We start from the raw sequence: 15,257 nt of genomic DNA on the forward strand, positions 1-15,257 counted from the left end.
GTTTCAGAAAGGAATATAGACAAGTGGCGGCCAGGTTTGGTGGAGGGATAAAAGAAACTATGGGCATTCAATCCAGCGTATCTGAGGATGGACAGGAGCTGCGGATATCGATCCAGGGGCGCTTTGACTTTAGTGCGCATCAGGAGTTCAGAGGCAGCTATGAGTCTCTGACAGAACAACCTTCCCGATATCTAGTGGACCTGGCTGAGGCAACCTATCTGGACAGCTCGGCTCTGGGCATGCTGTTGTTGCTGCGCGATCACGCCAGTGGCAATGACGCTGATATTAAAATTGTTAATTGCAGCACTGATGTAAAAAAGATTTTAGCCATCTCAAATTTTGAGCAGCTCTTTAATATCCAGTAAAGGTGGCTGCAAACCTATGCCGGACCTCGGAAGACAAACCATACTGATTGCCGATGATACCGATTCTGACCGGCTGATTCTTGAGACAATTGTTAAAAAGGAAGGCCATCAGGTCATTAGTGTCTGTGATGGTCAAGAGGCGGTGGATGCCTACCGTGAACACCGACCGGATTTGGTATTACTGGATGCCATGATGCCTCGCCTGGACGGCTTTGAGGCGGCACGTCAAATCAAGGCTCTTGCAGGGCAAGAGTTGGTCCCTATCATTTTTCTGACGTCACTTTCCGATACCGAATCTCTGGTGCAATGCCTGGATGCCGGTGGTGATGATTTTCTTTCCAAACCCTACAACCGTGTGATCCTGCAAGCCAAGATCAAGTCCTTTTCCCGAATGAGAGAGATGCACCGGGTCGTACAGGAGCAACGGGATCAGATTTCGCGCCATAACGACCAGTTAATGCAGGAGCAGGTGGTTGCCAAACAGGTGTTCGACAACATCGCTCATACCGGTTGTATGGACGCCCCTAATGTTAAGTACTTTTTGTCCCCTCTGGCGGTGTTTAATGGTGATGTGATTGTGGCGGCAGTCAGACCCTCGGGCAGCATGATGGTTTTGCTGGGGGATTTTACCGGCCATGGTTTGCCGGCTGCGATTGGTGCCATGCCTTTGGCCTCGATTTTCTACGGTATGGTTCAGAAAGGTTTCTCGTTAGTGGATGTGCTGCGGGAAATTAATCTGAAACTGAAACAAATTCTGCCTGTGGGGGTGTTTTGCTGCGCAACCATTGTGGATATGAACTTTGCCAAGGGCTCGATCAAGATCTGGAATGGTGGACTGCCGGAGTGTTACATCTACCGGGCTGAGAGCGGGGTGGTCGATACCGTCCGCTCTACCCATCTGCCGTTGGGCGTCCTGGATGATATGGCCTTCAAAGACGATTGTGTACGGTTTGAAATGGCCCCGGGTGACCGTTTGTATATGTGGTCAGATGGCATTATTGAATCCCGTAACAGTCAGGGGGAAATGTTTGGTGAAGAGCGGTTGATGCAGTTGTTCACGAATCATGTCCGGGAACAACAGCAGTCTGATGCGGTATCCAATGGCATTTTCGAGAAAATCCTCAACGCAGTGCACGAATATGCCGAAGGTGAGCGCGATGATGATCTGTCGTTGATTGAGTTAACCATGGACCATCCAGAGCGCACTCGGCAACAGACGCAGGAGCTGGCCAGTCATCGCTATGGCGGGTTGTTGGAGTGGTCCCTCAGTATGGAACTCAAGCCCTCAACCCTCAGGATGTTTGACCCTCTACCTCTGTTGTTGAATGTTTTGATCGATGTACCAGGGTTGCGAACGCACAGCGGAACGCTCTATACCATTCTGGCAGAACTCTATTCAAATGCTCTGGAACATGGCGTATTGGAGCTGCCTTCATCCTGGAAAAAAACACCGGAAGGCTTTGAGCGTTATTACCTCGAACGTGAAAAGCGGGTTCTGGCCCTTGAGGAAGGCGTTATTCAGTTCGATCTCGACCACGAACTACAGGCTGAAGGGGGCATATTGACCATCAGGGTTCGTGATTCAGGATCGGGGTTTGAGCATAAAGACAACTTTAATAGCGAGTTTGAGACTCAGGAATACAGTGGGCGTGGTATTGCACTGCTGCGCTCCCTTTGTGACACAGTTCAATACAGTGATAGCGGTAACGAAGTCGAAGTGACTTTCCATTGGAATTCGGACGATTAAAATAACAAAACCGTACTACAGCATGGGCAGCCTATGAGCGATTCAATTGATAAAGACATCATCGTTATGTTGAAAGAGGTTATGGAGGAGGATTTTCAGGAGCTCCTCGATACCTTTCTCAATGACAGTCGCGAGCGTATTCCCCTTTTACAAGAGCAGTTGGCGTCAGGCGATTCTGAGGGACTCAGGCAATCAGCCCATAGTCTCAAAGGCAGCAGCAGCAATCTGGGAGCGATCAAACTGTCCGAGTTGTGTTTTCAGATAGAACAGAAAGCCAAACAGCAACAGCTGGAGGACTTGGCTGGCATCCTGCAGCAGGTCGAGTCTGAATTTGAACGGGTGGCGCTAGCGCTACAGACCATTTAGTTGACTGCTAATCCCCAATCTCCCTTGCTTTGTGCGTGCCAAATAGCTTTTGGCACTGACCTTGCATTTCTCATCAATAACGAAAAACAGGCTCAAAAGCGGTAAGACCTTGCCGCTCTGGCTGTGTTTTGGCGAGCTCAGTTTGTTTATTGAGCACTGTGTATCTATTGAGAGAGAATCATGAATTCACACACCAGCGTGTCATCAGCTGCTGCAGATTTCTGGGGGAAAAGCCCGGGGGCTTCCAAGCAGGCTATCAGTGTACGTGCAGAAGGCGCTCAGGCGATTGCATCGGTTTCCTCAGACTCCAAGGCAGACTTCAAGCGCATGCTGGCACAAGCGTCAGAGGAAAAGAGCGCGGCTCGTAAGGCTGACGAGCGTCAGAATAGTGAAAAGCAAGCTCAATCCCGGCAACTGGAGGAGAAACGTCAGACAGAGCAGCTGCAGGAAGCCCGTCAGCTTGAGAAACAACAGCTTGAGAAACAACAGCTGGAGCGCCAACGGGAAGAGCAGCAAGGACTTGAAGAGCAGGAGCAGGAAAGGCTTTACACCTCTGGAGATGAGGTTTCAGATCTTTACAAGAAGGAGGATAGCTCCGACTCATCACCGGTACTCACAGGCAGTGATGTAAATGCGTCAAAAGATGAGGGCGGCATCACAGAAAATACCGCTCTGACTGAGAAGGCAGAGAGTCAGGTGGAATCTCAACCTGTGGATGCTTCTCTGGCGGCTGGAAAGCCTGACGAACCCGTTGAAGATCCGTCGTTAACGCCAGATACCGTGGTTTCTGATCCTTTTGGCGCCAGGCGTCAAAAAGGCGACTCTCGGGTGGACGACAGCGGAGCTCAGAAACTGGATGTTTCAGAGATGACCCGGCCCGGCTCCGAACCGCGACAAATCTCATTGGAGGAGCTGGCTAACGCGGTAGCTGCTTTCACGGGGTTGGGGGATGTGGCCTCCGGAGATGCTTCGGCGGCTGGTAGCTGGAATACCCGATCCTTTACAGGTGCTTCAGGGGGCGCCTATGGAATGCCTGGAGGGGGCTTGGGAGGTGCTTTCCCGGGTACTGATCCGCAGTCTTTCAGAAATATGATGGAGGCAAATGCGGGGAAAGCCGCTGCCGGTGACAGTCCGGCACAGCCCAGTCCGATATCCGCTGCAGGTGTATTGCCAGGCGCAGTTGTGACTCCCCAGCAGTCCTCATCTGTTACCCGGCTTCAGTCCCTGGCCGTTGGCCAGGCCCTGGACGCATCTGAAGCTGGAAGTAAGGAAGGCTCTGCCGTCGAGCTTCTCCGGGAGGGTGGGCGTAATGGAGACGGAGGCTTGTTCGCAGCTGCCCAGCGCAGTGAGGGCCGTTCAGCGGCAGTGTCTCAGGGCACAGTGCAGTTTACGGTTCCAACCAGCAAAGGCGAGCTGGGACAGCCGGAATGGCATAACACCGTTGCTGAAAAGGTGGCGGTCATGGCGACCAAGAACCTTTCATCTGCTGAAATTCAGCTGGACCCTCCAGAACTGGGGCAGCTGCAGGTTCGCGTGACGCTGAATCAGGATCAGGCCAGCGTCAGTTTTGCCAGCCAGCACGCCGTTGTTCGCGAGGCTCTTGATCAGACAGCCGTCAGATTGAGAGAGATGTTTGACGCTGAGGGCCTCAATTTGGTCGATGTCGACGTGTCTGACCAGTCTTTCCAGCAGCAGAGACAGCATCACGAGAATTCATCAGCAGAAGGTGGGGTTATTGGCTCAGAGGAAGTTTCCGCTGAGCCGGTGATGGCCCAGCGTTCTGTGGGCCTGGTTGATCACTTCGTATAGTGAGTTGCTTTCAGGTCTTATCTGCTAAAACCTGCCTCGACCGTCCAATTAGCCTTTTAGAGCAGCTCCGGTTGTTCTGAAGGGCCTCGTTTTATGTAGTTCGATGTTTTATGTAGTTCGATCCCCATCTCCGGATTTATCCATCCCGACCCCATTATCCCGACCCCATCATCCCGTCAATCCCACCGCTGGAAGTGTGTGGCATGGCTCTTGCTGTCTTATGATTATCTCGTAATAGCGACAGGTTTTTGACATGGCAGAAGACAACGAAGATATCGAGGATATGGGCACCAGCAAGAAAAAGATCCTCATTATGGTCGTTATTGGTGTAGTGCTGATGGGGTTGTCTGCCGGAGGCACCTTGATGGCTCTGGGGATGTTGTCAGGGGAGCCGGAAGTATCTGCAGCTGCTGAGGGCGAACAGGGAGTGGATGGCAATACAGAGACTCAGGCTGAAGTCAAAAAGCCGGCAATTTACTACCCCATGAAGCCCGCGATGATTGTGAGCTTCAATGTTCGTGGTCGGCAACGTTACTTGCAGGCTGAAATTAGCCTGATGACCAGAGACAAATCCGCGTTGGCCGATATTGAAGAGCACAGCGCTCTGCTGCAAAACGGACTGTTGATGTTGTTCAGCGGTCAGGACTATGGCGAACTGCAAACACCTGAAGGGAAGGAATTGCTGCGTCAGCAGTCTCTGGGTGAGATTCAGAAGCTGCTGGAACAGGAAACTGGCAAGCCCAGTGTCGAACAGGTGCTATTTACAGCCTTTGTGATGCAGTGATTTATAACGGACACCAGAAAGATCGAATTACCGAATGTTCGGATAATCGAAAGAACTAACACAGGACAGATGTGTGCAGGATTTACTTTCACAAGACGAAATTGATGCGCTGCTTCACGGGGTCGACGACGGTGATGTTGATACCAGTAGCGATGACGATCCGGGTGCGGTCAAGTCCTATGATTTAACCAGTCAGGATCGGATTGTTCGCGGTCGCATGCCCACGCTCGAAATGATTAATGAGCGTTTTGCCCGCTATACCCGAATCAGTATGTTCAACCTGCTTCGCAGATCGGCAGATGTGTCCTCCGGCGGTGTGCAGATCCAGAAGTTCGGTGAGTACGTCCATACGCTGTACGTGCCAACCAGTTTGAACATGGTGAAGTTCCGCCCCCTGCGAGGTACTGCACTGGTTATCCTGGATGCCAAGCTGGTGTTTAAATTGGTGGATAACTTTTTTGGTGGTGACGGCCGACACGCCAAAATCGAAGGTCGGGAATTTACGCCAACAGAACTGCGCGTTGTACAGATGGTGTTGGATCAGGCCTTTGTGGATTTGGCCGAAGCCTGGAAGGCTGTAATGCCCATCGAGTTTGAATTCATCAACTCCGAAGTCAATCCCTCAATGGCCAATATCGTCAGCCCCAGTGAAGTGGTAGTGGTTAGCACATTTCATGTCGAGCTGGACGGTGGGGGTGGCGATCTGCACATCACCATTCCTTATTCCATGATCGAGCCTATCCGCGAAATGCTCGATGCCGGTTTGCAGTCAGATACTGATGAGCGTGACGATCGATGGATCACTGCGCTGCGAAACGATGTGATGGAAGCCAAAGTGGATCTGGAGTGTGAGCTTGCTCGTCGGGAAATCACTTTGCGGGACATCGTCAATATGAAAGCAGGCGATGTGGTACCGATTGAGATGGGCGAGTTTCAGATTGTCACCGCCAATAAAGTGCCTATGTTTCGAAGCAAAATCGGGCAATCCAATGGCAATCTGGCTTTAAGAGTGAATGAATTGATAGACCGTTCAATTTTTCAGAATACCAACAACCTGGACGCCAGGTCAGGGGATAGTAATGAGTAACGATGATCTTATGCAGGACGAGTTGTTAGAAGAGGGCGGCGATGTGAATCAGGATGCTATGGCAGACGAGTGGGCGGCAGCTATGGCCGAAGCAGAAGCTGCAAGCCAATCTGATGACGATGTCAGCCAAATGGAACTGAGTGAGTTCACCGATCAGGCCACACCTTCCATCGGAGATCAAAGCCCGGACCTCGATGTGATTCTGGATATTCCGGTCACCATTTCGATGGAAGTGGGTTCTACATCGATCACCATCCGTAACCTTTTGCAGCTGAATCAGGGGTCTGTCATTGAGCTGGATCGTCTGGCCGGTGAGCCTCTGGATGTACTGGTGAACGGTACTCTGATTGCCCACGGTGAGGTTGTGGTCGTGAACGAAAAGTTCGGTATTCGTATGACGGACGTGATCAGTCCGGCCGAACGCATCAAGCGTCTGCGCTGAAAGCCATGGTATCTGCGATGGCTTCATTTCAGGTTTTTCGGGGAAAGTTTGAGCGCCGTGAACTCCATGGCCTGCCCGTGAAATTATTAACGGGTCTAGGGTGCTTGTTCTCTGCCACACTCCAGGCGGCGGAGAAATCTGAGGGTGGGGTTGTTCAGGTAGGTAAAGCGGCAACTTCAATGCCGGATCAGGGGAGTTATTTGCTGCAGGTCCTGTTGGGTTTGATGTTTGTATTGGCGCTGGTGTTTGCCTCCGCCTGGTTGTTGAAACGTGTAGGACAGGGCGGATTGACAGGCAACAGCCATATGAAAATTGTTGCCACCTTACCGATGGGAACACGGGAAAGAATTGCTGTGGTTGATGTCGGTGGGCAACAGTTGCTATTGGGAATAACGCCAACGTCTATCAATACACTGCACGCCTTCGACGAGCCGGTGATCAGTCAGGACAACAGTCCAGGATCCTCAGATTTTGCCAGCAAAATACGTGAAGTTATGGCAAAAAGCATGGTGAAGCCCAAATGATACAGTGCAGAAATAAGGATTCTGGCCTCAATATTCTATCGGATCGTTATTTTGCGCTTCTGAGGTGGGTGTTTTGTCTGTGTTTGATGCTTGTGTCGTCAGCAGTTTTTGCGCAGGCCGAAGCTCCGGCGAGTACAGTTCCTGCTGCGTCGTCAGCAACGACAACTGCCAGCGGCAGTAATGTTCCCGTGGCGAGTATGAAAGGTATTCCAGGCTTGCCCGCCGTTACTGTGCAGACAAATCCCGATGGAACTCAGGACTACACAGTAACCCTGCAAATCCTGGCAATTATGACAATTTTGTCTCTGTTGCCAGCATTGCTGATGATGATGACCTCTTTTACCCGGATCATCATCGTGTTTGCGATTTTACGACAGGCACTGGGTTTACAGCAGTCACCGTCAAACCAGATTCTGATTGGCTTAACCTTGTTTTTAACGATGTTCATTATGGCGCCCGTATTTAACAAGGTTAACGAAGAGGCCCTGCAGCCGTACATCGCTGAGCAAATCACTGCCCGGGATGCTTTTGATAAAGCCACCCGGCCATTTCATGAGTTCATGTTGGCGCAAACCCGTGAGACGGATATCAGTCTGTTTATGGAGATTGCCAATGAGACGGATATCCAAACGCCTCAGGATTTGCCGTTACACATTCTGGTACCGGCATTCGTTACTTCCGAATTAAAAACCGCTTTCCAGATCGGGTTTGTCATTTTTATTCCATTTCTGGTGATTGATATTGTGGTAGCGAGTGTATTGATGGCGATGGGGATGATGATGCTTTCGCCGTTGATTATCTCACTGCCTTTTAAAATCATGCTGTTCGTTCTTGTGGATGGCTGGGCATTAATCATAGGGACACTGGCTGCCAGCTATGGTTGACCGTGTTATCAAATTCCTAATGGGTAAAGGTCACCGTTATGACACCTGAAGTGGTAATGGATTTGTTGGCAGATGCCTTTTTGCTGACCGTGACTATTGTGGCCTTGATTGTGGGCCCAAGTTTGGCTGTGGGCCTATTGGTCAGCATGTTTCAGGCTGCCACACAGATTAACGAACAGACACTCAGTTTTTTACCGCGTCTGCTGATTACGCTTGGGACCATCATGGTGGCAGGCAGTTGGCTGTTGACCCAGTTTATGGACTTGTTTCGTGGCTTGATTACACAAATTCCACAGTTGATTGGGTAGCCTTCGGTGTTCTACCTGACTGACAGTCAAATTATGGAGTTTGTGGGGCGATATCTCTGGCCGCTATTCCGTATTTCTGCGGTATTTATGACCATGCCGATTTTGGGAACACGCATTGTTGCAGCCCGAATTCGCATTGTTCTGGCTTTCAGTTTGACCATTCTGATTGTCCCCTTATTACCACCAATGCCAGCTGTGCCACCTCTGTCGCTGGGTAGTCTGGTGATTATCGTGCAGCAACTGATCATTGGTATCACCATTGGTTTTTTCCTGCAGGTTGTCTTTCAGATATTTGTCCTTGCCGGGCAATTTATGGCAATGAAAATGGGCTTGGGCTTTGCCGCGATGAATGACCCCGCCAGTGGGGTTTCAGTCACTGTGCTATCCCAGTATTACATGATCCTGACGACTTTATTGTTTTTGAGCATGAACGGTCACCTGGTGGTGTTCCAGATGCTGGTTGAAAGTTTTACCACCATGCCGATATCTGCAACAGGGATAAGTGCAGATGTATTTTTACAGATAGCCACCAGTGGCAGCTGGATGTTCAGCAGGGCATTGTTGATTGCATTGCCGGTACTGACTTCTCTTTTGGTTGTCAATTTGGCGTTCGGTGTGATGAGCCGTGCAGCTCCGCAAATGAACGTGTTTGCCGTGGGTTTCCCGATTACTCTGGTTTTTGGTCTGATCATCATCTGGTTCAGCATGCCCAGCTTCTTCCCGAATTATCAACGATTCATGGATGAAGGCTTTAATGTGCTTTACAACATCTTGAGGATTCCCTGATGGCGGATGACAGCAGTCAGGAAAAAACAGAAGAACCCACGCCGAAACGGTTAGAAAAAGCCCGTGAGGACGGGCAGGTTCCGCGATCAAGGGAGCTGACGACTTCTGCGATTCTGATCATTGGCAGCATAGGCTTGTTCGTCTGGGCACCTTTCATGTCCCAGCGCCTGATGGATATCCTGCGCTTTAATTTTACCCTCGAGCGTGAAGTAGCTTTTGATACCGAATTGATGTTTTCACACCTGGGCAGCTCCTTTGCCGATGCCATCATGTTCCTGTTGCCTTTGTTTGCGGTATTGGCGATCGCCTCCATTGTCGGGCCTATTGCCTTGGGTGGATGGTTGTGGAATCCCAAAGGCATGGCGCCAAAGCCCAACAGGATGAATCCCGCTGAAGGTCTAAAGCGGATGTTCGGTGTTAAAGGACTGGTGGAACTGGTCAAATCTTTGGCGAAGGTCCTGGTTATCCTGGGGGTAGCCATTCTTTTGTTGTTGGCGATGCAGCAGGATATGTTGGAACTTTCCAATCAGGCTGTAATTCCGTCGATAATGGATTCCATGACGCTCACCGGCTGGGCTGCCATTATTTTGTCGGCAGTAACGATTTTAATTGTCATCGTGGATGTGCCATTCCAGATCTGGGATAACAATCGCAAGCTCAAGATGTCTTTGCAGGACATCAAGGATGAGATGAAGGACTCCGAAGGCAAGCCCGAAGTGAAAGGGCGAATCCGTCAGTTGCAACGGGAAATGGCTAATAATCGTCAACTGGCCGAGGTGCCTCAGGCGGATGTGGTCATCACTAACCCGACTCACTTCGCGATAGCCGTCAAATATGACCCGGAAACCATGGAGACCCCCATAGTCATCGCCAAAGGGGTGGATTTCTTTGCTCTGAAGATCCGTGAGGTAGCCAAAGCCAATGATGTTCAAATCATGGAGTCGCCAGTATTGGCGCGGGCTATCTATCACACCACCGAGGTCGATCAGGAAATCCCGGCGGGCTTATATATGGCGGTGGCTCAAGTCCTGGCCTACGTATTCCAGTTGCGTAATTACCGTAAAGGGCAGGCGGAACAGCCTGACTTCCCTCGTAACATTACCGTGCCAAAAGATATGCAGTTCGACCCCTGATCATTTCTTGTCCTTTGTCGTGGGTCGAATAAAACCGCTAGCAAAGATCTGACTTTTTTCTCGCCAAATCAGTTTTTTTGTGAATCAGTTCAAATAGGTACGCTTCTTGCGATGTGTTTAAAAAACCACACGCAACGTCAAGAAACCGTTTTCCATGGCCTCACAACAACTGACAGAATTCCGCCAATTTGCCCGTGGCATTGATCGCAAAAAGCCTTCAACCATGTTCTCAGTGTGGGGCAGGGCAACCTGGGTATTCCTATCCTGCTGTTGATGCTGCTGGGCATGATGACCTTGCCGCTGCCACCTTTCCTGTTGGACATGTTCTTCTCGTTCAATATTGCGCTGTCTATCGTCGTTCTGCTGGTTGGTGTTTATAGCTTGAGGCCTTTGGACTTTGCCGCATTTCCAACCATTCTGCTTGTGGCAACGCTGCTGCGTCTGGCTTTGAATGTGGCGTCAACCCGGGTGGTTTTGCTGGAAGGGCACGAAGGCGGTGATGCTGCCGGTAAAGTGATTCAGGCCTTCGGCGAAGTGGTTATTGGTGGTAATTATGCTGTCGGTATCATCATCTTCATTATTTTAATGATCATCAACTTTGTGGTTGTGACCAAAGGTGCGGGTCGTATTTCTGAAGTCAGTGCGCGTTTTACCCTGGATGCCATGCCCGGTAAGCAAATGGCCATCGATGCGGATCTGAACGCAGGTCTTATTGATCAGGACGAAGCCCGCCAGCGCCGTGAAGATGTTGCTTCAGAGGCTGATTTCTACGGGGCGATGGACGGTGCCAGTAAATTTGTCCGTGGCGACGCCATGGCGGGCATTCTGATTCTGGTGCTCAATATATTTGGTGGCCTGATTGTCGGAATGGTTCAGCACCAGCTGGAGTTTCAGGATGCGCTGGAGAAATACATCCTGTTGACCATTGGTGATGGTCTGGTTGCACAGGTTCCCTCTCTGTTGCTCTCAACCGCTGCGGCAATCATGGTTACCCGGGTAAACAGCTCGGAGGATATGCGCAATCAGGTGATGCGGCAGATGTTTGACTCACCCAAGGCTTTGGGGGTCGCCTCTATCGTACTGTTCATTATGGGGGCTATACCCGGAATGCCGCATGTGTCCTTTCTGGGGCTGGCCTTTTTGGCCGCAGGCCTGGCTTTGTATTTGTATTACCGACAGCACCAGGCCGAAATAGCAGCAGGTTCGCAATCCGGCTTGCCAGCCGTTAAGTCAAATGTTGCAAATGGACAGGTGCCGGCTCAAGTATCCCAGCAGGGTGGTCCTGTGACTCTGGATAACGACGGTGGGCAGAAAGAATCCGCTGATATCGGTTGGGATGATGTCCAGCCGGTGGACATTGTAGGACTTGAGGTTGGCTATCGACTGATCCCCATGGTGGATAAAAACCAGGGTGGTGAGTTGTTGGGACGCATTAAAGGCGTTCGCAAGAAACTCTCGCAAGATCTGGGCTTTCTGGTTCCGTCGGTCCACATCCGGGATAACCTCGACCTTATGCCGAATGGTTACCGAATCAGTCTGATGGGCGTGACTTTGGGGGAGGCAGAAGTCTATCCGGAAAAGGAACTTGCGATTAACCCCGGTCAGGTGTTTGGTCAGATCGATGGTATCAATACCACGGATCCTGCATTTGGGCTTGAAGCTGTCTGGATTGATCCGGATAAAAAAGACAAAGCGCAAACTCTGGGGTACACGGTGGTGGATGCCAGTACCGTAGTGGCCACGCAAATCAATCATATTTTGCACAAACACAGCTACGAGTTGCTGGGGCATGAAGAAGTTCAGAAGTTGCTCGACAAGCTGGAAGAGTCCTCGCCAAAGCTGGTAGAGCAGTTGGTCCCGGGGGCGGTCAATCTCAATGTTCTGTTGAAGGTTTTACAAGGCTTGTTGCATGAGCGGGTGTCCATTCGTGACATGAGAACGATAGCCGAAGCTTTGGCGTCAGCCGGCGGTGCGAGTCAAGATCCCGACGCTTTGATTTCTGTGGTCCGTGTCGCACTTTCCCGTCAAATCGTGCAATCCATTGTGGGACAAGACCCTGAGGTCCCTGTAGTAACACTGGAAGCAGGTCTGGAACAGTTATTGCTACAGTCCATTCAGCAGTCACAAAAATCTGGCGGTGGCGGTGCTTTCATAGAACCACAACTGGCAGAAAAACTTCAGCGCTCATTGATTGACGCAGCGCAGAAGCAGGAAATGAAAGGAAAACCGGTCGTTCTGTTGGTCGCTGCACCGATTCGAAATGTGATGGCGAAGTTTGTTCGCTTCAGTTTGCCCGACATGTCGGTGCTGGCTTACACAGAGATACCGGATAACAAACAAGTAACGATTGAAGCCTCTGTAGGTGTAGATCAGTAATTGACCATTGACGGCAGTCAGTGGTCAGGCGTTTAAGGCCAGCTCTTCGCAATCATCAGCGACGAGAGTGATGGGGAAAACTTATGTCAGTAAAACGTTTTGTTGCTAGCGATATGCGCCGGGCGCTGGAACTGGTTCGTCAGGAGATGGGACCGGAAGCCATTATCTTGTCCAGCAGAAGGGTGAAACAGGGTGTCGAAATATTGACCAGTGCTCAACCGCAGGCGGAGAACGTGTCATCAGTGTCCTCAATCAATGGACGTTTTGCTGATGTGGCTGCAGGCAGCGACATTCCCATGGGCAGCGATGGCGCCTGGCGAGACCAGTTGGCGATGGATGAAGTGATTAATCGTCACGATCCCTTGCGCAACAGCCAGCCGGCATTGGAGTCTTCTCTCAGTGCTCCAGAGTTCCGGGCACAACAATTTACTCCCAATACAACGACTCCCGCTTTCCGTGGCAGTGCTTCGGGCAAAACGCCTGCGGAGCTGGCCGATGAGATCGAACAAGCTCGTATGAAAATGCTGGCAGCCAGAAAGCAACAAGAGCAGGCGGACCTGCCCATTGGCCAGATGATCGGGCGTCAGCATGAAGAAGCACCCGAAAGTTATTCAAGAAACCCGAGCCATGCAGATGGCCGTTTTTATGAGGATGCAAGAAGCAAACAGCAACTGCAATCTCATCGGCCACAGGAGTCATACGAGTCACAGCGTGACTATGGGTATGACCGTGTTCGTGAAACCCCGCAGCAACAGTCTCATCCACAAAATCAGCAACAGCAAGAACAGCAAATGCAGCTTCAGGCATTGCAGTCAGAATTAGCGGATATGCGCCTGTTGCTGGAAGAGCAGTTGACCCGTATGGCCAATACGCCGCAAATGTCGACACCCTTACACTCAGGCTTGATGCGCCGTTTAAAGCATATGGGGTTGAGTGATCGTCCAGCAGAAGCCATTGTGAAGCGTATCAAAAAGCACAGCACCATTCAGGAAGCCTGGGCGGATACTCTGGCTACTCTGTCTCGATTTTTGCCGGCATCGGCAGATGATAGGGTGATGGATGGCGGTGTCTTTGCCTTTGTTGGTCCAACCGGCGTGGGCAAAACCACCACAATTGCCAAGCTGGCCGCTCGCTATGTGCTGGAGCACGGAGCCGAAAATGTCGCATTGATTACAACCGATACATACCGTATCGCAGCACATGATCAGTTGCGTTCTCTGGGCAAAATTCTGAATGTTCAGGTCAAGGTGGTGGAAGATCACAATGATCTGCCTGCAGTGTTGAGAAGTCTTAAAGGCTGTCCGCTGGTGTTGATAGATACCGCCGGTTTCCGATTGGGTGACGCTCAATTAAAAGAGCAGTTGCAGGCGCTGGATTCAATTCCAGAAATCCAGACGTTACTGGTCATGGCCTGTAACTCCCAGCTGCAAATGATGAAAGCGACCGTTCATGCCCATCAGAGTGCCCGACTGCAAGGTTGTGTACTGACAAAACTGGATGAAAGCAGCAGTCTGGGTGAAGCCATGAGTGTGCTTCTCGAGCACAAGCTGGCTGTCCAGTACACCACCAATGGACAGGAAATCCCGCAGGATATTGAGGTTGCCAAAGGACACAAACTGGTCGCAAAGGCCGTCGCTTTGATGAAAACCGGTATGGGCAGTCAGGCATCGGCAAATGAAGCCCAAGGGGCTTTTGACAGATATTAATCCGGCGGGCATTTAGCTGTTGTCAGGTATTTACCCGGATATTGATTACGTTTTCGGCATAAAACGAAAACAAATTTAGCTAGGAGAGTGAACTTAAATGAGTTCAACACGACCAGTACAAGTGATTGCCGTAACAGGCGGTAAAGGTGGCGTAGGAAAGAGCAATATCTCCCTCAACCTGAGCATTGCATTAGCGGAAATGCGCCGTCGGGTAGTGCTGTTGGATGCAGACCTGGGGCTGGCGAACATTGATGTCTTGCTGGGTTTAAAGGCAGACAAAAACCTGGCTGATGTTTTGAGTGGAGAGTGCAGCCTCTCGGACATTCTGGTCACCGGACCGTCTGGTATTAAAGTGGTTCCAGCTACATCAGGTGTGCAGCAAATGGCCGCGTTGGGGCCTCAGCAGCACGCCGCTTTGATTCATGCTTTCAGTGAATTAAGCAATCAGCTGGATGTTTTGGTGGTCGATACGGCAGCGGGTATTTCCGATACCGTGGTCAGTTTTGTACGGGCATCTCAAGAGGTTGTGGTCGTTGTGTGTGACGAACCTTCCTCAATAACGGATGCCTATGCGCTGATAAAACTACTGAATAAAGAACATGGACTCTTCCGTTTCCGGGTGATTGCGAATATGACCCGAAGTGTTCAGGAAGGCCAGGGACTATTCAATAAATTGAATGTGGTATGTGAGCGTTTTCTGGATGTGTCCCTGCAGTATTTGGGGAATGTCCCGTTTGACGAAAACGTGCGTAAAGCGGTGCAGCAGCAACAGCCGCTACTCAAATATGCTCCCCAGTCCAAGGCGGCGATCGCTGTGCGGAAGATTGCGGATCAAGTGGATCAGTGGCCTCTACCCAGCAGTGCAAGAGGGCATCTGGAATTCTTTGTTGAACGGCTCTTGCAGACGGCTCCCCAAAGGGCTTGCCTGTAACGTTCCGGG

At 50.8% G+C, this 15,257-nt stretch carries 15 protein-coding genes; all 15 read left to right on the forward strand.

Features of this window, described 5'->3' with window-relative positions; genetic code table 11:
- The first annotated feature begins 59 nt into the window (after positions 1-59).
- The 15 genes from KOI40_RS15240 to KOI40_RS15310 all read left to right on the forward strand — a co-directional run bounded on the left by KOI40_RS15240 (position 60) and on the right by KOI40_RS15310 (position 15,248).
- Positions 60-365 carry an STAS domain-containing protein gene (locus tag KOI40_RS15240; RefSeq protein WP_216098394.1) on the forward strand — a complete coding sequence of 102 codons (306 nt, stop codon included), beginning with the start codon at positions 60-62 and terminating at the stop codon, positions 363-365.
- Positions 366-381: 16 nt separating this feature from the next.
- Positions 382-2,112 carry an ATP-binding SpoIIE family protein phosphatase gene (locus tag KOI40_RS15245; RefSeq protein WP_216098395.1) on the forward strand — a complete coding sequence of 577 codons (1,731 nt, stop codon included), beginning with the start codon at positions 382-384 and terminating at the stop codon, positions 2,110-2,112.
- A 33-nt stretch (positions 2,113-2,145) separates the two neighbouring features.
- On the forward strand, positions 2,146-2,478 hold the full coding sequence (locus KOI40_RS15250) for an Hpt domain-containing protein (RefSeq protein ID WP_216098396.1): 333 nt from the start codon (positions 2,146-2,148) through the stop codon (positions 2,476-2,478).
- A 180-nt stretch (positions 2,479-2,658) separates the two neighbouring features.
- Entirely contained in the window at positions 2,659-4,287 is a 1,629-nt protein-coding gene (locus tag KOI40_RS15255) for a flagellar hook-length control protein FliK (protein ID WP_216098397.1), read from the forward strand.
- A 253-nt stretch (positions 4,288-4,540) separates the two neighbouring features.
- The gene (locus KOI40_RS15260) at positions 4,541-5,071 is read left to right on the forward strand and encodes a flagellar basal body-associated FliL family protein (RefSeq protein WP_216098398.1); all 531 of its coding nucleotides are present in this window, start codon (positions 4,541-4,543) and stop codon (positions 5,069-5,071) included.
- A 73-nt stretch (positions 5,072-5,144) separates the two neighbouring features.
- Positions 5,145-6,158: a flagellar motor switch protein FliM gene (gene fliM / locus KOI40_RS15265; protein ID WP_216098399.1), complete on the forward strand. Its 1,014-nt coding sequence runs from the start codon at positions 5,145-5,147 to the stop codon at positions 6,156-6,158.
- On the forward strand, positions 6,151-6,600 hold the full coding sequence (gene fliN, locus KOI40_RS15270) for a flagellar motor switch protein FliN (protein WP_216098400.1): 450 nt from the start codon (positions 6,151-6,153) through the stop codon (positions 6,598-6,600). The genes fliM and fliN overlap by 8 nt, the downstream gene beginning before the upstream one ends.
- Positions 6,601-6,617: 17 nt before the next feature.
- Complete coding sequence (fliO, locus tag KOI40_RS15275) at positions 6,618-7,124, forward strand: flagellar biosynthetic protein FliO (protein ID WP_216098401.1); 507 nt, start codon at positions 6,618-6,620, stop codon at positions 7,122-7,124.
- A gap of 197 nt (positions 7,125-7,321) precedes the next feature.
- Complete coding sequence (gene fliP, locus KOI40_RS15280) at positions 7,322-8,008, forward strand: flagellar type III secretion system pore protein FliP (RefSeq protein ID WP_216098469.1); 687 nt, start codon at positions 7,322-7,324, stop codon at positions 8,006-8,008.
- 38 nt (positions 8,009-8,046) lie between these two features.
- On the forward strand, positions 8,047-8,316 hold the full coding sequence (locus KOI40_RS15285; protein WP_216098402.1) for a flagellar biosynthetic protein FliQ: 270 nt from the start codon (positions 8,047-8,049) through the stop codon (positions 8,314-8,316).
- A 6-nt stretch (positions 8,317-8,322) separates the two neighbouring features.
- Complete coding sequence (gene fliR / locus KOI40_RS15290; RefSeq protein ID WP_216098403.1) at positions 8,323-9,102, forward strand: flagellar biosynthetic protein FliR; 780 nt, start codon at positions 8,323-8,325, stop codon at positions 9,100-9,102.
- On the forward strand, positions 9,099-10,235 hold the full coding sequence (gene flhB / locus KOI40_RS15295; protein ID WP_304504237.1) for a flagellar biosynthesis protein FlhB: 1,137 nt from the start codon (positions 9,099-9,101) through the stop codon (positions 10,233-10,235). Before fliR ends, flhB begins: the two co-directional genes overlap by 4 nt.
- A 273-nt stretch (positions 10,236-10,508) precedes the next feature.
- Positions 10,509-12,611 (forward strand): flagellar biosynthesis protein FlhA, encoded by a 2,103-nt coding sequence (gene flhA / locus KOI40_RS15300; RefSeq protein WP_216098470.1) that lies wholly within the window; start codon positions 10,509-10,511, stop codon positions 12,609-12,611.
- Positions 12,612-12,694: 83 nt separating this feature from the next.
- Positions 12,695-14,317, forward strand: a complete 1,623-nt coding sequence (gene flhF / locus KOI40_RS15305) for a flagellar biosynthesis GTPase FlhF (protein ID WP_216098405.1) — start codon at positions 12,695-12,697, stop codon at positions 14,315-14,317.
- A 97-nt stretch (positions 14,318-14,414) separates the two neighbouring features.
- Positions 14,415-15,248 (forward strand): MinD/ParA family protein, encoded by an 834-nt coding sequence (locus KOI40_RS15310; protein ID WP_216098406.1) that lies wholly within the window; start codon positions 14,415-14,417, stop codon positions 15,246-15,248.
- Positions 15,249-15,257 lie beyond the last annotated feature (9 nt).

This window comes from Pseudomaricurvus albidus (assembly GCF_018863235.1).
Taxonomy (GTDB): domain Bacteria; phylum Pseudomonadota; class Gammaproteobacteria; order Pseudomonadales; family Cellvibrionaceae; genus Pseudomaricurvus; species Pseudomaricurvus albidus.